This window comes from Streptomyces sp. NPDC031379 (assembly GCF_055569615.1).
Genome location: NZ_JBVIIT010000009.1, coordinates 22,737 through 39,923, shown reverse-complemented (window position 1 = coordinate 39,923; position 17,187 = coordinate 22,737). Strand labels below are relative to the sequence as shown.

The 17,187-nt window shown below is 71.9% G+C and carries 14 protein-coding genes; 6 read left to right on the top strand and 8 right to left on the bottom strand.

The window, feature by feature from the left end; translation table 11 throughout:
* Positions 1–33: 33 nt before the first annotated feature.
* From ACZ5CW_RS15010 to ACZ5CW_RS14980, 7 genes are all read right to left on the bottom strand, one after another.
* The gene (locus tag ACZ5CW_RS15010; protein WP_468601199.1) at positions 34–300 is read right to left on the bottom strand and encodes an acyl carrier protein; all 267 of its coding nucleotides are present in this window, start codon (positions 298–300) and stop codon (positions 34–36) included.
* 19 nt (positions 301–319) lie between these two features.
* On the bottom strand, positions 320–2,002 hold the full coding sequence (locus tag ACZ5CW_RS15005; protein WP_468601197.1) for a class I adenylate-forming enzyme family protein: 1,683 nt from the start codon (positions 2,000–2,002) through the stop codon (positions 320–322).
* A gap of 2 nt (positions 2,003–2,004) precedes the next feature.
* Complete coding sequence (locus ACZ5CW_RS15000) at positions 2,005–2,718, bottom strand: cupin domain-containing protein (protein WP_468601195.1); 714 nt, start codon at positions 2,716–2,718, stop codon at positions 2,005–2,007.
* Between the two features lie 135 nt (positions 2,719–2,853).
* Entirely contained in the window at positions 2,854–3,993 is a 1,140-nt protein-coding gene (locus tag ACZ5CW_RS14995; RefSeq protein WP_468601193.1) for an SIS domain-containing protein, read from the bottom strand.
* Positions 3,990–4,796, bottom strand: coding sequence for a BtpA/SgcQ family protein (locus ACZ5CW_RS14990; protein WP_468601191.1), 807 nt, complete (start codon positions 4,794–4,796; stop codon positions 3,990–3,992). Before ACZ5CW_RS14990 ends, ACZ5CW_RS14995 begins: the two co-directional genes overlap by 4 nt.
* Positions 4,797–4,822: 26 nt before the next feature.
* A complete protein-coding gene (locus ACZ5CW_RS14985; protein WP_468601189.1) occupies positions 4,823–6,394 on the bottom strand; it encodes a pyridoxal phosphate-dependent aminotransferase in 1,572 nt (523 codons plus the stop codon).
* Between the two features lie 43 nt (positions 6,395–6,437).
* Positions 6,438–7,349 (bottom strand): TauD/TfdA family dioxygenase, encoded by a 912-nt coding sequence (locus ACZ5CW_RS14980; protein ID WP_468601187.1) that lies wholly within the window; start codon positions 7,347–7,349, stop codon positions 6,438–6,440.
* Positions 7,350–7,785: 436 nt separating this feature from the next.
* Between ACZ5CW_RS14980 and ACZ5CW_RS14975 the strand changes: the two genes are divergently transcribed.
* The 5 genes from ACZ5CW_RS14975 to ACZ5CW_RS14955 all read left to right on the top strand — a co-directional run bounded on the left by ACZ5CW_RS14975 (position 7,786) and on the right by ACZ5CW_RS14955 (position 15,248).
* Complete coding sequence (locus ACZ5CW_RS14975) at positions 7,786–8,301, top strand: NUDIX domain-containing protein (protein WP_468601185.1); 516 nt, start codon at positions 7,786–7,788, stop codon at positions 8,299–8,301.
* A 331-nt stretch (positions 8,302–8,632) separates the two neighbouring features.
* A complete protein-coding gene (locus ACZ5CW_RS14970) occupies positions 8,633–10,261 on the top strand; it encodes a BTAD domain-containing putative transcriptional regulator (RefSeq protein ID WP_468601183.1) in 1,629 nt (542 codons plus the stop codon).
* Positions 10,262–10,319: 58 nt separating this feature from the next.
* Entirely contained in the window at positions 10,320–10,835 is a 516-nt protein-coding gene (locus tag ACZ5CW_RS14965) for a GNAT family N-acetyltransferase (RefSeq protein ID WP_468601181.1), read from the top strand.
* 155 nt (positions 10,836–10,990) lie between these two features.
* Positions 10,991–12,010 (top strand): alpha/beta fold hydrolase, encoded by a 1,020-nt coding sequence (locus tag ACZ5CW_RS14960; RefSeq protein WP_468601179.1) that lies wholly within the window; start codon positions 10,991–10,993, stop codon positions 12,008–12,010.
* A 262-nt stretch (positions 12,011–12,272) separates the two neighbouring features.
* Complete coding sequence (locus ACZ5CW_RS14955) at positions 12,273–15,248, top strand: AfsR/SARP family transcriptional regulator (protein WP_468601592.1); 2,976 nt, start codon at positions 12,273–12,275, stop codon at positions 15,246–15,248.
* An 11-nt stretch (positions 15,249–15,259) separates the two neighbouring features.
* Here ACZ5CW_RS14955 and ACZ5CW_RS14950 read toward each other — a convergent pair whose 3' ends face one another.
* Positions 15,260–16,138, bottom strand: a complete 879-nt coding sequence (locus ACZ5CW_RS14950) for a class I SAM-dependent methyltransferase (RefSeq protein ID WP_468601177.1) — start codon at positions 16,136–16,138, stop codon at positions 15,260–15,262.
* Positions 16,139–16,344: 206 nt separating this feature from the next.
* Here ACZ5CW_RS14950 and ACZ5CW_RS14945 point away from each other — a divergent pair, with 206 nt between their 5' ends.
* The gene (locus tag ACZ5CW_RS14945; protein ID WP_468601175.1) at positions 16,345–17,103 is read left to right on the top strand and encodes an SAM-dependent chlorinase/fluorinase; all 759 of its coding nucleotides are present in this window, start codon (positions 16,345–16,347) and stop codon (positions 17,101–17,103) included.
* The last annotated feature ends 84 nt before the right edge of the window (positions 17,104–17,187 follow it).

Below are 17,187 nucleotides of genomic sequence, written 5' to 3'. Positions count from 1 at the left end.
GGCGTCCTCGGTGGGGCCGCCGCGCACGCCGCGCTACGCGTGCTGCTGCGCGCCGGCCCGTTGCTTGGCCCCGACGTACTCGGCGATGCCGGCCACCGTGCGGAAACGGTCCGCGGACAGGTCGGCGGCCAGCACGGCGACGCCGAACTTCTTCTCGAGGGCCGCGAACAGGTGCAGGAAGCTGATGGAGTCCAGCAGGCCGGTCTCGATCAGATCGGTGTCCGGGTGTGGCGGCTCGATCTGCAGGAGTTCGCCCAGCAGGGCGGCCACGCGGGGGGCGAGGGGGGAAGCGTCGGTCACGGGATGCTCCTGGGAGGGGTCACGGGCGGTGGGACGGGGGCGTGGCGGTGGCGGTGGAAGGGGCTGCCGTCGGGGACGCCGAGCCCTGGTCACCGGCCAGGCGTTCGGCCAGTTCGCGGCGGCGGACCTTGCCGGTCCCGGTCCGGGGGATCGACTCGAGCACGACGATGCGGCCGGGCCGGACCGAGGGCCGGAAGGCCCGCGTCAGCGCGGCCCGCGCGCCGGGTACCGGATCGGCGCCGGGCTCGGGTACGACCGCGGCCACGACCTCCTCACCGAGGAAGCGGTGCGGCAGCGCCACGCAGGCGGCGTCGCGGACCTGCGGCACCGCCCGCAGCACACGGTCCGCCTCGTCGAGGGAGATCGCCTCGCCGCCGACCTTGGCGATGTTCTTGCGTCGTCCGGTGACGACGACGAAGGTCCGGCCGGACTCGTCGTCCACGATCTGCGTCCCCACGTCCTGGGAGTGGAACCAGCCGCCCTGGAACGCCTCGGCCGTGGCCGGCTCGTTGCCCTCGTATCTGGACATCACGTTGTGCCCGCGGATGCAGATCTCCCCCTCCTCACCGGGGGCCGCCCGTTCGCCGTCGGGCGTCAGCACCGCCACTTCGTTGCCGTACAGGGCCGTGCCGATGGACGGGATGTCGGTGTCGGTCATCAGGCGCCGGTAGGCGTCCTCGGACAGGTCGGCGGGCAGCGTCGTGGAGAAGTTCACCGTCTCCGTGAGCCCGTAGCCCTGTAGGACGCGGGCGCCCGTCCGCTCGTGCACGGCCCGTGCGGTGCGGACGGTGAGCGGTGCGGCGGCGGAGACGAAGTAGTCGAACTCCCGCGGGAGTTCGGGCCTGCGCCAGGTCTCCAGCAGGACCTCCAGGACACTGGGTACGACGCTGGCGATCCGTGGCCGGAAGTCCTGCACCTGCCTCGGGTAGCGCAGCGGGTCGAAGCCGGGGGCGAGCAGCACGTGCGCACCGGAGGCGAGCACGCCGAGCACGGTGAAGTGCAGGCCGTTGACGTGGTGGACGGGCAGGCAACCGAGGATCCGGTCGCCCGGCCGCAGCCCGTGGTGACGGCGCAGCGCCTCGGCGTTGACGGCCGCGGCGTAGTGGGACTGGGCGACCAGTTTGGACGCCGCGGTGGAGCCGGAGGTGGCGAAGAAGAAGGCGTCGTCGTCCGGGCCGGCCGCCGACTGCTCGCCGGTGCCGGGGTCCGGCAGGGTCCGCGGGTCGGGCAGGGTCCGCGGATCGGGCAGGGCCACGGCTTCCGGCAGTGCCTCGGCCGGTACGGTGGCGGGCCGCAGCACGACCTGCGCCGCTGCCGCCTCGACCTGTTGCCGCCTGCGGTCGGCCGGGTCCTGCGGGCCGAGCAGGAGCAGCGGGCAGCCGGCCCACAGTGCCGCGAGCACGGCCACGACCGACGCCGCGTCGTTGACCGGGGCCAGGGCAACGGTGCTGCCGGAACGCAGCCCGAGGTCGCGACGCAGCCATCCGGCCAGGCGCCGGCTCAGCGTGTCGGCGGCACCGTAGGTGAGGGTGGAGGTGTCCCCGGCGTCCGAGGGTGTGGTCAGGAAGGGGGCCTGCGGGCGCACGCGGGCGTGGTGGGCGAGGGCGGACAGCACATGGGTACGGGGTGTCAGCCGCCGGTCGAGGGATGCGCCCAGATAGGTGTGGGCGTGGTGGATGTCGGTGTGTGCGTGGGCGGTCATGGTCACTGGAACCTGTGGGGCGAGTGCCGGCAGCCGCGGGCCGCCAGTTCCTCGCCGCTCGACGCGCTCACGTCGCAGATCCGACAGGTGATCTCGCCCAGGTCGCCCAGGAGGGCGGTGTAGGCGGTCAGTTCCTGCCGCTCCGGGCTGTCCAGGTGCCGGTGCGGTGCCCCCACCGAGAGGATCATGTGGTCGGTGATGGCGCCCACGGCGTGGGTCACGGCGCCCTCGACCATGTAGACCTGCCCGGGCCGGGTCTCGACGATCTGCCCGGCGACCGCGATGGTTCCGGAGCCGGCCAGGACGAACAGCAGGTGGTCGCCGGGGTGGGTGTGCGGCGCGAAGCCGCTGCCTGCCGGCACGTGCAGGATGTCGGCGCCCAGGGCACCGCTGGACAGCAGGGACTGCCCGGTGGCGGCGGCGGTCTTCGACACGCGCGTCGGACCGGGCGCGACGTCGATGCCCAGCCGCTGGGTGGTCGCGTCCAGCCCGAGGTCGGTGGCCCAGTCGCAGATCAGCAGCGGCGCGCGCATGGTGCCGGGCTCGGTGGTGTCGTGGGCGAGGGCTTCGGTCTTCGCGCGGCCGAGGACCGCGAGCAGTTCCGCCGCCTTGGCCGCGCGCTCGCCGGGAGCGAGGCTGTGCAGTTCGCCGGCCAGCAGGTCGATGACCTTTTCGGCGGGCATGTCCTTCGTCGTCTCGTGCATCGTCTCGGTCACGTTCGTCCTCCGCTGTGTCGGTTGGTGTGGTCCGTGGGGTTCGCTGTCCCGGGCCGCCGGTGCGGCGAGGCGGGGCGGGCCCTGGGACGGGCGGTGCGGCGAGGCAGGCGGGCCGCCCCGGGACAGCCGGTGCGGTCAGCGGGCCGGCCGGTCACCGGCGGCCCGGCCCGCCGCGAACGGCACCCGCTCCAGGCGCAGCGCCAGGTGGCAGGCGAGCGGGGCGGCGAACAGGTGGTAGAGGAGCGGCGAGAACTCCTCCCGCACGTGCCCCTTCACCGGGAGCGTCGCCCAGGCCCCGCGCACCGCCTCGGTCTCGTCCTCGGGCGCGACGACGACGACCCTGCGCCCCAGTGCGGCCGCGCGATCGACGACCCGCAGCGCGTGCCGGCGGGAGCGGCCGGGCGGGGCCAGCACGATGGTGGGCAGGTCCGGCGGGCGGGCGAAACGCTCGACATGGCACCACTCCTCCAGGTCCTGGGCGACGCCGAGGACGGCGGAGGCCTCGACGGTCTTCGCGGCGCAGTAGCGGGCGGTGCCCAGGGAGGGGCCGCTGCCGAGCACGGCCAGCACGGGGGCGTCGGCGACGCGGTCGGCCAGTTCGGCGCACCGGGCGGCGGCGGCACGGGCGGTCCGGTCGACCGGTCCGGCCAGCGCGGCGAGTTCGCCGCGCAGCGCCTGGGCCTGTCCGGCGTCCAGCCGCCCGCGCGCCTCGCCGAGGCGGACGGCGATCAGCAGCGCGCTCAGCAGACTGGCCTGGTACGTGCGCACCCCCGGCGAGGGTTCCTGGCCGGGCAGTTCGGCCAGGACCGTGCTGTCGGCCGCTCGGGCGAGGGGGCTCGCGGGTGTTCCGGTGAGTGCCAGGACGCGGGCACCGGCTTCGCGGGCCTTCTCGGCCGCTCGCACCACGAGCGGGGTGCGGCCGGACGCGGACACGGCGACCGTCAGCTCCGAGCAGGTCCGGCGCGCGGTCCACGGCAGGCCGTACTCCGTGTACGGCAGCGCGCTCACCGGCCGGCAGTCCAGGCCGGCCAGCGATGTGAAGGCCATCTCCACCGCGCAGGAGGCGTGCCAGGAGTCGCCGTCGCCGACGAGGGTGACGGACTCCACCGCCGCGCACCGCGCGTCGGACAGCACGGAGCGCACCTGCTCGTCGAGCACGTCGACCGTCGCGCGGATGTCCTCCCCGAGGACGGCGGCCTGACGCAGCAGCACCTCGGGGCGGACCGGCGGCGCCGCGGGGGTGAGCGGGCCCGGTTCGCGGGCGGGTCCGGTCATCGTTCGACTCCCCGGACGATGTCGACGTACCGTCGGACCTGGTCGACGTCGATCCCGCCGCCCCAGCCGCCGCGTTCCAGGCAGGTGCCCACGAACGCGCCGTCCGCCGCCGCCAGCAGCCGCGCGGCGTTGCCGTGGTCGGTGTGGCCGGCCAGGACGACGGGAGCGTCGGGTACCGCGTCGCGGACCTGCGCGATCATCGCCAGGGCCGTGCGCTCGTCGGGGTGCGACAGTGCCACGGCGTCCGCGCCCGCCGTCCGGGCGGCGCGCGCGACCTCGGCGGTGGACTTGCCCCCGCCGAACCACGCGTAGTGCATGGAGTCCACGTCGGCGACGATCCCGATGTCCTGCGCGCCGATCTGGCGGCGGTAGGTCATCACGTCGAGCGGGTCGGGCCGGACCATGCCGTGCGCGGTGAGGGTCTGCCCCACCAGAGCGCCCGCGCGGATGTAGCTGCCGCCCGCCACCCGGGCCACCGCGAGGGACGGCTTGAGCGCGTTGCGCATCAGCTGCACGCCGACGCGGAACCGCTCGTCGGTCGCCTCGGCGACCGCCTGCACGATCAGGCCCATCGCGACGGTGCGGGCCGGATCGGAGTCGTCGTCGACGCCGTAGACCCGGTCCACCGTCTGGATCAGGCAGCCGTCCGCCCCGCCCTCGTACAGGGCACGCGCGGAGGTGACCGCGGTCTCGAGGATGCGCGGGAAGGCGCCGTCCTCGTGGAACGGGGTGCCGGGCAGCGGGGTCAGGTGCACCATGCCGAGCACGAGTTTGGGGCCGCCCGGCGTCGTCCAGGTGTGCATCTCGTCCGTTCTCCGTGGTGAAGGGGTCACGTACCGGCGGTGATGCCGGAACGGGAACTCAGCAGGTCGATCGCCGAGGAGAGTTCGTCCCAGGGCCTCGCGGTGGTGATGCGCACGACCCCGCCGGAGAAGCAGAAGGTGAGGATGCCGGGGAAGAGGGAGACTCCCGTCTCGCGCAGGACGTCGCGGAAGCACCGGTAGGAGTCGTTCCAGCCGGGGAGTTCCAGGGTCGTGTTGATGGAGAAGCGCGGCGGCAGCACCCGTGCGCTCGTGTCGGCGAGGCGTACGGTGGCCGCGTCGCGCAGCATGGTCAGATCCTCGGCGCGCCGGACCCGCTCGGTGCGGTAGCCGCGGTAGGCGCGGCGCAGCCGGGTGAGGTCCAGTTCGTACGACGCCTCGAACTCCTTGAGTTCGACCGGTCCGGGTTCCTCGACGCCGGTGATCAGCCAGCGTTCCATGCGGGCGAGGACCTCGACGATCGTGTAGAAGAACGAGGGCGGTCCGCCGAAGGACGAGGAGGCGTACTCGTAGTACTCGCCGATGAACGCCGGGTCGGCCAGGAACCAGCCTGCCTTCAGCCCCGGGGCCGACCAGTTCTTCGAGAGGCTCGACAGGCGCACCACGTTGGACGCGCCGCGGGCGGGCGAGCGTTCCTCGGTGTCACCGAGCCACTCGTGGCACTCGTCCAGCAGGATCATCGTGGACGGGGATGCGGCCCGGATCAGCCGGGCGAGCCCGTCCTCGTCCACGGCCGATCCGGTGGGGTTGCCCACCGTCTGGAGCAGGACGAGCGGGGTGTCCGGGGTGAGGGCCGCGATGAGCGGTTCGAGCGAGGTCCGGCCGCCCTCGGTGGACAGCGGCACCAGCCGCACGTCGTGCCGCCGCGCCACCGTCTCCACCAGGGGCGGGTAGTTGGGGATCGCGCACAGGGCCGGGGACTGGGGCCGCGGGCCGCCGTGCAGGACGAAGTCCGCGAGGGTGCTGACGGCGAAGGTGCCGCCCATGGTCATGGCGACGTGCTCCGTGCCGTACCGCACCCCGCCGATGCGGGCGTTCTCGTAGGCCGCGATGGCCTCGCGGGCCGGCAGGCGGCCGCGTGAGTCGGAGTAGCCGTACCAGTCCCGCTCGAGCGCGAAGCGCACGCACTCCTTGAGGCTCTGCGGCAGCCCCCACAGTTCCTCGTCGACCGCGCCGCCGGAGAGGATGTAGCGCGCGCTGTCCCGCAGTCCGCCGTAGAGGTCGTCGCGGAAGTACCAGTTGAACAGCTCCTTGACGAACCGTACCGTCGCCCGGGAGCCGAGCACCTCGTCGGCGGTGACCGGGCGCAGTGGCCGGGCGGCGCGCCACTTCTCGGCGAGTTCGACGTGCCGGCCGTGGCGCCCGAGTTCGTGTTCGACGCGGCCGAGCCACAGATCGCGCAGTTCCAGCGGGTTCTCGGGGTCGGTCGCCCGAGCGTAGACGTCGAGGACGCGGTCGTCGATGCCGGGGACGAAGGCGTCGGATATGCCACCAGCGTGCGGTGCCCGTGCCGCGGTGTCGCGCGCGTCCTGCGGTACGTGTGAGGGACGCGGGGGCGGGACGGAGTCGAAGAGTCTCATGCGCCTTCCCGGGGAAGTGTCGGCGGGAACGAGGGGGGGTGGGCTAGAGGATCCGCAGGCGCTTGAGATGCCTGCGCCGTGCCGCGGGCGCCGCCGAACCGGCGGTCCGGCCGTGGAAGTAGAAGGTGTTGTCGATGACGACGAGCAGCCCCCGCCGCCACCGCACCTCGGTCATCAGGTCCGGGGCGTACATGACGGCCAGCAGCTCACCCAGTGCGCTGTCGACCGCCGCCGGGTCGGCGTCCGTCCCGGCGTACGACCACTGCAGCTCCTGGGTGAGGAAGTCGCGGAAGGAGAACACCCAGTGCGTGTCGACGTCCCGCGCGATCGGCTGCCCCACGGGGCTGCGGCGGTAGCGGGTGCGGGAGAGCAGCTCGACCGTGCGCGGGGCCAGTCGCCGTGCCACGTCCCGCATGGGCACGAGCACGGTGCGGGCGCCCTGCGCGTCGTCGCCGGGGTCGACGCACATCAGCACGATGTAGCGCGGCTGCTTCTGGAGGGGGGCACCGCTGCTCTCGGTGTGCAGGGACAGGTAGTTCCGGGCGAAGGGCTGGAGCGACACCTCGGCGGTGGGCGCGTGCGTGCTGACGAGGTTGAGTACGACCTCTTCCTCCACGTACGGCTGGACCGCCGGGTCCCGTTCCGGGACGGCCGCCCCGAGATACGCGCCGAGGGCGGTGAACCGGTCGTTCGGCAGCGGCTCGTCGAGCTGGACGGCCGCCACGCCGCGGCTCCACACCTGGTCGCTCAGCTCCCGGTGCAGGGCGTCGTCGGCGGCGCCCGCCGGATCCGGCGCGAGCCGGGCCTCCAGGGGGCGCAGGGGGGTGCCGTTGCCCAGCAGCAGCTCGCGCCGGGAGACGTGCGGGTCGGCCGGGGACGCCAGGAAGGTGCCGTGGATCTCGTCGGGGCCGGGTCCCGTGCCGGCGCCGGGGGGCACAAGGGCTGGCTGCTCCATGGCTCGCTCCTTCGGTAGTCAGCCGTATGTCGTCGAGGTGTGAGACGTGGCCCGGTGGCTGGGCCGCCGGAGGGCCCGGGTGCGACGGTGCGTGTGAGCGTGAGTGGGGGGATGGGGCGTGGTGGGGTGGGGTGGGGGCGGGTGTGAGTGCGGGTGTGGTTGCGGGGAGCACCCGTACCGGTCGCCCGGACACCTGTGCGACACCAGGACGATCACCACCGTAGGGGCCGCGCGGAACCGCTCAGGAATCGGCGCTTCCGGATCGAGGTACGTGCAATTGCCATCCAGTTACCCGGGGTTTCCCCGGCGATCGTTAACGTGCTGGTCCGCGGGGCTTTCCGGTACGGCCGTAGGCGCCCGCTCGATCGGGCGCCCCGTCCCCCGGCGGCCGATGCACGCGGCCGGGCGGTGGAGGGGCCTGCGGAGGTGAGGACACATGGGATTCACGCACGGGCGTCGCGTCACGCACTGCCCGTACTGCGGTTCCCGGTATCCGTCGGACGCCGCCGGATGGCCCCGGGACTGCTCACCCTGCGGCGAGACCCTGTGGCGCAATCCGCTGCCCGCGGCGGTCGTCCTGCAACCGGTGACCCACCCCGGTGGGACTCGTGGTGTGGTGGTCGTGTGCCGGAGCCTGCCGCCGGGCCGCGGCCGGCTCGCTTTGCCGGGCGGCTACCTCGAGGTCGGCGAGAGCTGGCAGGAGGGCGCCGTCCGGGAGCTGTGGGAGGAGACCGGACTGGTGGCGGACGCGCGGGAGGTCCGGCTCCTGGACGCGCACAGCACACGCGACACGATCGAGATGTTCGCGCTGCTGCCGGCGCGCGACGCCGCCGCGCTTCCCGCGCCGGTGGCGACCGCCGAGACGACCGGCTGGTTCGTGCTCGACCAGCCTGCCGAGCTGGCCTTCCCGGGGCACACGCGCGCCCTCGACGCGGTGCTGCGCGGCCGTTGAGTCCTCACAGCCCGTGCCGGGCCGGCCGGGAAGGCGTCGCCCCGGTCCCCTTTCGGAAAACAGAAGGCTCCGCGACCGGAGCGTGCGGACGCTTCGGCGACTCACGTACTCTCCCCTTCACCAGCCTCGTCAGGTGCCGCCCACGGACGCGCCCCGGCCGGGACGCCAGGGCATCGCCCGCGCCGGATCCGCACGCGCCGGGGACGCGGAGCCACGTCCCGGCCGACGGCCTCGGCCATGCGCCGTACACCGCGCCCCTGCACATGACCACTGGCCCGTTCGGTGGCTCGGGCAGGAGACACACGGCGGGCAAGACGCACAGTGAGGTGTCGTGAACTTCCAACTGCTCGGTCCCCTGCAGGTGTCCGTGGACGGCGCTCCCGTGCCGCTGGGTGGAGTGATCAAGCGGAGAACGGCCGCGTACCTGCTGCTCCACGCCAATCGTGTCGTGGCCACCCGCAGACTGCTCGTCGCCCTGTGGCCGCAGGACACGCCTCCCACCGCACGGAAGATGGTGCAGAACGCCGTGCGTGCCCTGCGCCGTACGCTGCTCGCCGCCGACCCCGGCACCGGGCCGACGCTGCTTACCTGCGCGCCCGGCTACGAGCTGCACGTCGACCCGGACGCCGTCGACCTGTTCCGGTTCCGGCGCGCCGCGGAGCAGGGCCGCGCCGACCTGAGCGCCGGCTCTCACGAGTCGGCGGCACAGGTGCTCCGGGAGGCTCTCGGCCTGTGGCGCGGGCCGGCGCTCGCCGACCTCGTGGAGGACGGCCTGGGCTGGCCGGAGCTGGACCGCCTGGAGAGCGACCGCCTCAGCGCGCTGGAGGATCTCTTCGAGGCCGAACTGGGCCGCGGCAGACACATCGCGGTGCTGGGCGAACTCCAGTCGGCCGCTGCCGCGCAGCCCACGCGGGAGCGCCTGTGCGGCCAGCTCATGCTGGCGCTGTACCGCTGCGGCCGGCAGACCGATGCCCTCGCCGTCTACCAGCGGATGCGGGGCGAACTGGTCGACCAGTACGGCCTGGAGCCGTCACGGTCGCTGCAGCGACTCGAGCGGGCGATACTCGACCACGCGCCCGAACTCGACCCCCCGGCACGGCCGGTCATGACCAGAACGCCCGACGAGGGGTCCGCGGTGGGCGGGGCGGTGCCTCCCGGCGAGGCGGATCACCATGAGGCGGTGCCCGATGCCACGTCGCCCGCCGGGAAGACGCGGCCGGCCGGCGCCGCGAGGACCGGGGAGACGGCGCGGCACCACGGCCGCGCGGACTTACCCGGAACCGGTGCTGTCCGCGCGTCCGAGGTGACCGGGTTACCGCACAGGGGCGAGCGCGGCCGGTCGGGACGTGCCACCGTCGCCACGGTCGTCCCCCTGCAGCACTCGGCGCATCGGCCGGTGACGGAACTCAGGCGCCTGAGCATGGTGCTGGTGTGGGCCCGCTGTGATGTGTTCGACCGGGACCCGACGGCGATCGAGGACCTGATGCGGTCCGCCGAGGTGGTCGTGCACCAGGAGTGCGAGCGGTTCGGCGGGCGGACGGGCAAGGCGATGGAACCGGTCTTCTCGGCGCTGTTCGGCGTCACCGGGCCGCACGAGGACCATGCCACCCGAGCGGTGATGGCGGCCTTCGCCATGCGTGACCGGCTCCACGACCCCACCGGACGCGGGGTGCCTGCGACTGGATCCCGCACACGCCTCCACATCGCCGTGACCACCGGCGAGGCGTGCCTGACCTTCCGCCCCGGACAGTCGGACCGCCCCGCCGTGGCCGGGGAGGTGGCGGACCGATGTCTCCGGCTCCTGACGGTGGCCCCGGGGGACCAGGTACGCGTGTGTGAGATCACCCGCCGGGCGAGCGAGCCGGACATCGCCTACCACGTCGGCCCCGAGCCGCCCGAGGGCTGGAAGGCGCTCGCCGTGCGCACGCCCGGCAGACCGGCTTCCCTGTACGAGTGGTGAAGCCGCAGCGGGCCGGCAGGCGTTGAAGCGCCGCCCCCGAGCGGGCAAGGTATCGATCATGCTGAAACTGCGCACATTGGACTCGGACGACTGGCCGCTCTGGCGAGAGCTGCGACTGGCAGCGCTCGCCGAGGCGCCCTACGCGTTCGGATCGACGCTGGCCGAGTGGCTCGGCTCCGGCGACCGCGAAGAACGCTGGCGGGCCCGTCTGTCGATCGCCGGCGCCCACGATCTCGTCGCCTTCCTCGACGGCCGTCCCGTCGGCATGGTCAGCGGAATCCCGGCGGCCGAGGACGGATACGGCGTCGAGCTGATCTCGCTGTGGGTCAGCCCTGCGGCCCGCGGCCGGGGCGTGGGTGACCACCTGATCCAGGCTGTCGAGCGGTGGGGCGAGGACCGCGGTGCCACGACACTGCGCCTGTCCGTGATGCCGGACAACAGGGCTGCGCTCGCGCTCTACGAGCGACACGGTTTCCGCGACACGGGCGAGCCCGGCGATCTCCTCTCGGACGGCGTCGGCCGGGAACGTGTCCTGGCGAAGAGCCTGACCACCCGGACACCGGGGCGTCCTTGACAGGCCCGGCGTACCCGGAGAGTATCGTCACCGATTAAAGTGGTGACGATTGGTCGGGTGTGCGTGTGCCCGCATGTGTGTCCACATGTGTGAGCACACGTGTGTGCGCGTGCCGGAGCGGAAGCGAGAAGGACGACGTGATCAGCAGGCGAAGAATGGCTCAGGCCATGACGGTGGCGGCGGCAGCGGGTGCCGCCGGTCTTCCGGGGGCGGCACAGGCGTCGACGCGCACGGCCGGGCCGACCGCGACGGCATCAGCGCACCCGCCCCGCGACCTGGGGCCCGTACGCCACGTCCGCACCGACCTTCTGGACATCGCCTACCACGAGGTGGGACCGGCCCACGGCAAGCCCGTGATCCTCCTGCACGGCTGGCCGTTCAGCCCGGTCGGCTCCTACGCCCAGGTGGCGCCCGCGCTCGCCCGACGCGGCTATCGCTGCTACGTCCCCTATCTGCGCGGCCACGGAGAGACCGGGTTCCTCAGCGCCGACACCTTCCGCTCCGGTCAGCAGGCAGCCCTCGGCGCCGACCTCGTCGCCTTCATGGACGCGCTGCGCATCCCCCGGGCCCTGTACGCCGGTTACGACTGGGGCGGACGGGCCGCGGACATCGCCGCAGCGCTGTGGCCGGAACGCTGTACCGGCCTGGTCTCCGTGAACGGCTACCTCATCCAGAACCTCGCCGTGGCCGAGGAGCCCCTGAACCCGTCGATCGAGTCGGGCTACTGGTACTTCTTCTACTTCCTCACCGAGCGCGGGCGCAAGGGACTCCAGCGCAACCGGGAGGACCTGGCCCGCGTCGTCTGGCACCGCAACTCGCCCGAGTGGCAGTTCACCGAGGCCGAGTTCGCGCAGGCCGCGACGTTGTGGAGCAACCCGGACTACGTCGACGTGGTGATCCACAACTACCGTCACCGCCTGGCCGCCGCCCCCGGCGACCCGCGGTACGACGCTCTGGAGAAGCGGCTGCTGGGCCAGCCGAAGATCATCGTGCCCACCGTCACACTGGACGGACAGGCCGACGGCGTCATCCCGGCCACCGACGGAAGCGGCTACGCCGCTCACTTCGCGGGCCCCTGGACGCACCACGTCGTCCCGGGCGCCGGCCACAACCTGCCCCAGGAGCAACCCGAGGCGTTCACCGCCGCGATCCTCGAAGCCGACGCCATGCGGTGACCGCCCGGCCGGCCACGGGCTTCGGCGTCACGGCGAACGTTCACACCACGAGAGCGACCTGTTCTCTGTATGTGCGGCAGACACAGCATGCAGTTGAATAGCATCTGACCGTGCTGGACCGAGATACCTAGCCGTCGTCCCAGGCCGTGGCTACATCATCCGTAGGGGGATCGTGACTCACATCAAGGTGTCCGTGCTGGGTCCGTTGCGCGTATACCGGGGGGATACGGAGATCAACTTAGGTGGCCCGCAGTTGCAGGCCATGTTCTCCGCGCTGCTGTTCCGCTCCGGCCGGTCCGCGACCGCGATGGACCTGGTGGGAGCACTGTGGGGCATGGACGAACCGGCCTCGGCCGTGACCACCCTGCGCACGTATGCCTGGCGACTGCGCAAGGTGCTGGAGGCGAACGGCACCTTTCCGCGCATCCTGGCGTCGGTCGGCGACGGGTACCAGCTCCAGGTGTCCGACGCACATGTCGACTACTGCCAGGCGGAGGACCACGCCCGTGCCGCGGAGCGGGCCCGGCGTGCGGACGAATCCCTCCGCGCCTACGAATCGGTCGAGACCGCACTGTCACTGTGGCGGGGAGAGCCCCTGGCCGCCATCCCCGGCCCGTTCGCGGCCGGCCAGCGGCACCGGCTCGGCGAACTGCGTCTGTCGCTGGTGGAAGAACGCATCGACCTGGGACTCGAGCTGGGGCTCGACAGCGGATACGTCTCCGAGCTGCACTCGTTGATCGACCAGAACCCGCTCAGGGAACGCCTCTACTGCCTGCTGATGCGCGCCCAGTGCCTGGCCGGACGGCGGGCCGAAGCGCTGACGACGTACCGTGACGCGCGCAAGGTGCTCATCGATGAACTCGGGGTCGAGCCCGGACCCGAGCTGGCGGGGCTGCACCAGCGCATACTCAGCGGCGACCAGAAGCTCACCCGGGCTCATCGAACCGACACCCGCGCGCGGCAACCGCTTCGCGCCGCGTCGCCCTCGGCCGCCGCCGACCCCGGACCGCCGGGGCAGCCGACCGCTGACGCCTCGTCCACCCGGCGGGAGCAGCCCAGGCAGCTCCCTCCTGAACCGAGTGACTTTCTCGGCCGGTCCCATCTGTCGACGACGCTCGCCTCCGCGCTGACGGTCGGGAAGCGCACCACCCTACCCGTCGTCGTCCTCGTGGGCATGGGAGGTGTCGGGAAGTCCGCCCTCGCGCTGCATGTGGCACACAAGGTGCGTGACACGTATCCGGACGGTCAGCTGTACGCGGAACTGCAGTCCGGCGACGGCGCCCCCGTGCGGCCCGAGACCGTGCTGGCCGGCTTCCTCACGTCGCTCGGTCTGCGGCAGGAGCACATGCCGCAGACGCTGACGGAGCGGACGGCACTGTTCCGGACCATGATCGATCATCGACGCGTCCTGATCGTGCTGGACGGTGCCCAGGCGGCGAGCCAGGTCCGGCCGCTCTTGCCGGGCGAAGCGGACTGCGGGGTACTCATCACCAGCCGGGCCCGCCTGGGCGGTCTGCCCGCGGCTCTCCAGACCGCGTTGGGTGTGTTCCATCCGTCCGAGGCACTCGACTTCATGGCGCGAACCATCGGAGCCGAACGCGTCGCGGCCGAGCCGGACGCCACGCTGAAACTCATGGAGTCGTGCGGGTTTCTGCCACTCGCCGTCAGGATCGTGGCCGCCCGGCTGGCGGCACGCCCGTCCTGGTCCATCGAATCGCTCGCCGCCCGGCTTGCCGACGAGCAGAGACGGATCAACGAACTCAAGGTCGGGGACGAGACCGTCGCCACCGCGTTCGACGTCACGTTCCGGCAGCTCACGGAGGAGCAGGCGCAAGGGCTGTGCCTGTTGTCCTCCGTCTCCAGCCCCGAGCTGTCGCTCTCCAGCGCGGCAGCCGTGCTGGCCTTCGACGAAGTGACCGCCGAGGAACTGCTGGAATCCCTGGTGGACGCGGCGATGCTCGAATCCCCTTCGGCCGGCAGGTACCGCTTCCACAGCCTGCTGCGCTCCTTCGCCCGCCACAAGCGGTCTTCCGGCGTCGAGCAGGCAGCGGTGCGCAAGCTGCTCGATTTCCTGGTGGCCACGACGGTCAACGCGTTCGGGCTGGCCGTCGCCGGTGACCCCATACGGGACGCGCTGCAGCGCAGCCCGCTCCCCGGCAAACGCTTCACCACCGTGGAGGAAGCCCGTGTCTGGGCGGCGGAGGAAGGAGAGACCGCTCTTTCACTGGCCGCGCAGGTGGCTCGCGGGGTGCTGGCGGGCTCCCTGGGAGGCGAAGGGGATGAGGCCGCGGACACCCTGCTCGGCACGGCCATCGACATGCTCATCGCCCTGAGCGCGTTTCAGTCCGACGTCGGCATCGGCGCCTGGGCGGAGGTCACCGAACTGCTGTCCATGACGGCGAGACAGTGTGCGGACAAGAAGGCGGAAGGGCGTGCCCGTTTCCTGGAGGGCACCATCGCGCTCGCCACGAGCAGTTTCGCTCGGGCGCGTGAGCAGGCGGCTCTCGCCGTCCGGCTCTGCCGTGAGTCGGGTGACGCGGTCATCCTCCGCCAGGCCCTCAACGACCGTGCTCTCGAGCTGCACATGCGGGGGCGGTTCGAGGACGCTCTGCACGACTACGACGAAGCGCTCGCCATCGCCCGGCGCCTGGGCCATCGAGGCGGTGAGATCACCACCACGCTGAACCTCGCGCTCCTGCACGTCAACGCGGGTGCGCCACAAAAGGCACGACGTATCTGCGAGGACATCCTGTCCAGGTCCACGGACCTGAGCGACTCCGCGACCGCCTACGCCTACTACGTCCTCGGGCTCGCCCACCACGCGAGCGGTGACCTGGCGGACGCCGTCGGGTGGCAGGAGAAGGCGCTGGCGCTGTCCGTTGCCGCGCGTCTGCGCGGACGAGAGGCGCAGGTGCGCTTCCGCCTGGCCGACTCCCTGCGGGCGTCGGGAGATCTGGAACGCGCGGTGGACGAGGCGGCCCAGGGCGTTCGTCTCTGCGAACAGGCCGGTAACCTGCGCAACCACCATCAGGCCCTGATGGTGCTCGGCCACGTCCAGTGGTCTCTCGGCCGGGTGTCCGAGGCGCACGCCAACCTCACCAAGGCGCATACGTCGTTGACCGCGTTGGGTGTCCCCGAAGCCGAGCGGGCGGCTCGGCTGCTGGCCCGGATCGACACCCCTGCGGGTGCCCTGCCCCGTCATGACCGCGAGGCGGTGCTGCCGGCCAAGGACCGGTAGGAGCGGCTCGGTCAGCCCTGTGCGTCGGGCGGGTCGTCCACCGCCTCGCGGGACGCCACGACGAACAGGTTGGCACCCCGCGCTCCCGCGTCAGGATCGAGCAGGAGTTCGGTCTCCATGGCGAGGACCTGCTGGAAGAAGGCCTCGTCCCGCAGGAACTCCTCAACCGACCCGGCCGAGGCCGGCGAAGCGCCCAGCGGCGTGGGGTAGAGGAGGCACGGGAAGCCGGTCAACAGGTCGACGGTGAGTTGTGACGCCGTGTGCAGCATGCGTATCTCACCCGGCGTGAAGAGATGTCCGTAGGGTGCGTCATGCGCTTCCCACGAGAAGCCGGACAGGCTCTTGTGAGCCCGTTCGGCGTTTCCCACGCTCAGGTCTCCGAAGGCGGCGTGCCAGCGGCTGGGCAGCACGGAGACCATCAGACCCTGGTCCGACAGCAACGGGACGAGAGATCCGAGAACGAGTTCCGGCGAGTGGAAGAACCCCAGGAGATGATGGGTGTTGATGATCAGGTCGAATGTCGTCCCGGCCACCAGGTCGGCCACGGAGTCGACATCGCCGCGAACGTGGCGGACGCGGTGGGTGTATCCGCGCTTGCGGGCCCGTTCCTCGGCGAGTTTCACCATCCCCGGACTCACATCGAGCAGGACGCCCGAGCAGTCCGGGCGCGTGGTGACGAGCAGTTCCGTCCAGCGTCCCGTCCCTCCTCCGACATCGAGGAACGTGAACCCGTCGGGAAGCCGCGAGAAGACGGACAGATGCAGGGACTCGGCGAGCAGCGCGTCCGTCAGCTTGCCGTACGGCCCGCGCGCATCCGCATCGTAGGCGGCCGCTTTTGCTTCGAAATAATGCCTGGAATGCGGTAATTGATTGAAAACCGTCTGCCCCATCTCTGCTCCCCCTCACGCGTCGGGACGAAGTCGAGGGCACGCCCGCCGCGGGAATCCAACGTATCCCACCCCGGCTTCGACACGCAATGCCGCTTCTGTAATTGGCAATTCGGCAGGTCAGAGTGGCCGGGCATCCCTGGCATCGGTACGGTTCGGCACACCACATACTGAGTTCCGCCTTTAGCCGCACGAAGGGAACTGTATTCATGGTGGAACGTGTCGTCGTCGTCTCGGACTGTACGGATGTCGCTTTTCTGGAGTTGCGGTCCGCGATTCTCGCGGCTGCGCGATCCGCGGTGCCGCGGGCCGCCGTCCAGATCGAACCGCTGGTGGCGGTCGAGCCGTTCTCCGTCCTGAACGCGGCGTTCCTGACCCGCCTCGTAGCGGAGCTGGCCGGGCCGGACACCGTGATCATGTGTGTCGTCAACAGCATCCGTGAACGCACGGAGCGGCTGATCGTCCGAACCGAGCGGCAGGGACTTCTCCTCGTCGGGGCGAACACGGGTGCCCTCGGATGGCCGGCATCCGATCTGGGGGTGGCCGAATGCGTGGAGATGCCGGACCCGGGTTATGTGCCCTTCGGGGGGAAGTACGTGCATGCTCCTGCCGTGGGCGCACTGGTGCGCGGTGTTCCACTGCCCGAGCTGGGCGAACCGTTCTCGAAGGGGCTGATCCGTGCGGCTCCGCTGTCGCAGGGGCTGATCGTCCACGTGGACAACTTCGGCAACGCCAAGTTCCCGTGGGCCGCGGACGGCCTGCGTCCCGGCGCACGGCTCCGGGTCGAGGCCGACGGACGGTACGTCGAGGCGACGTACGGGGAGCGCATGATGGACTTCGACGACGGCTCCTGGGTGGTCTACCCGGGCAGCTCTCTCGGCCTGCACGAGATCGGCCGGGTGAGGCGGCAGGGGGTCACGGCTGTCGGCTGGGGAGTCGGCACTTCACTGCGCCTGCGGCGGCTCTGACCCCGGTGGCCGGTTCCGGCTCCGCCGACGCGTTCACGCACCGGGCGGCAGGGTGGGCGAGAGGCATGTGATCCGGCGCTGATC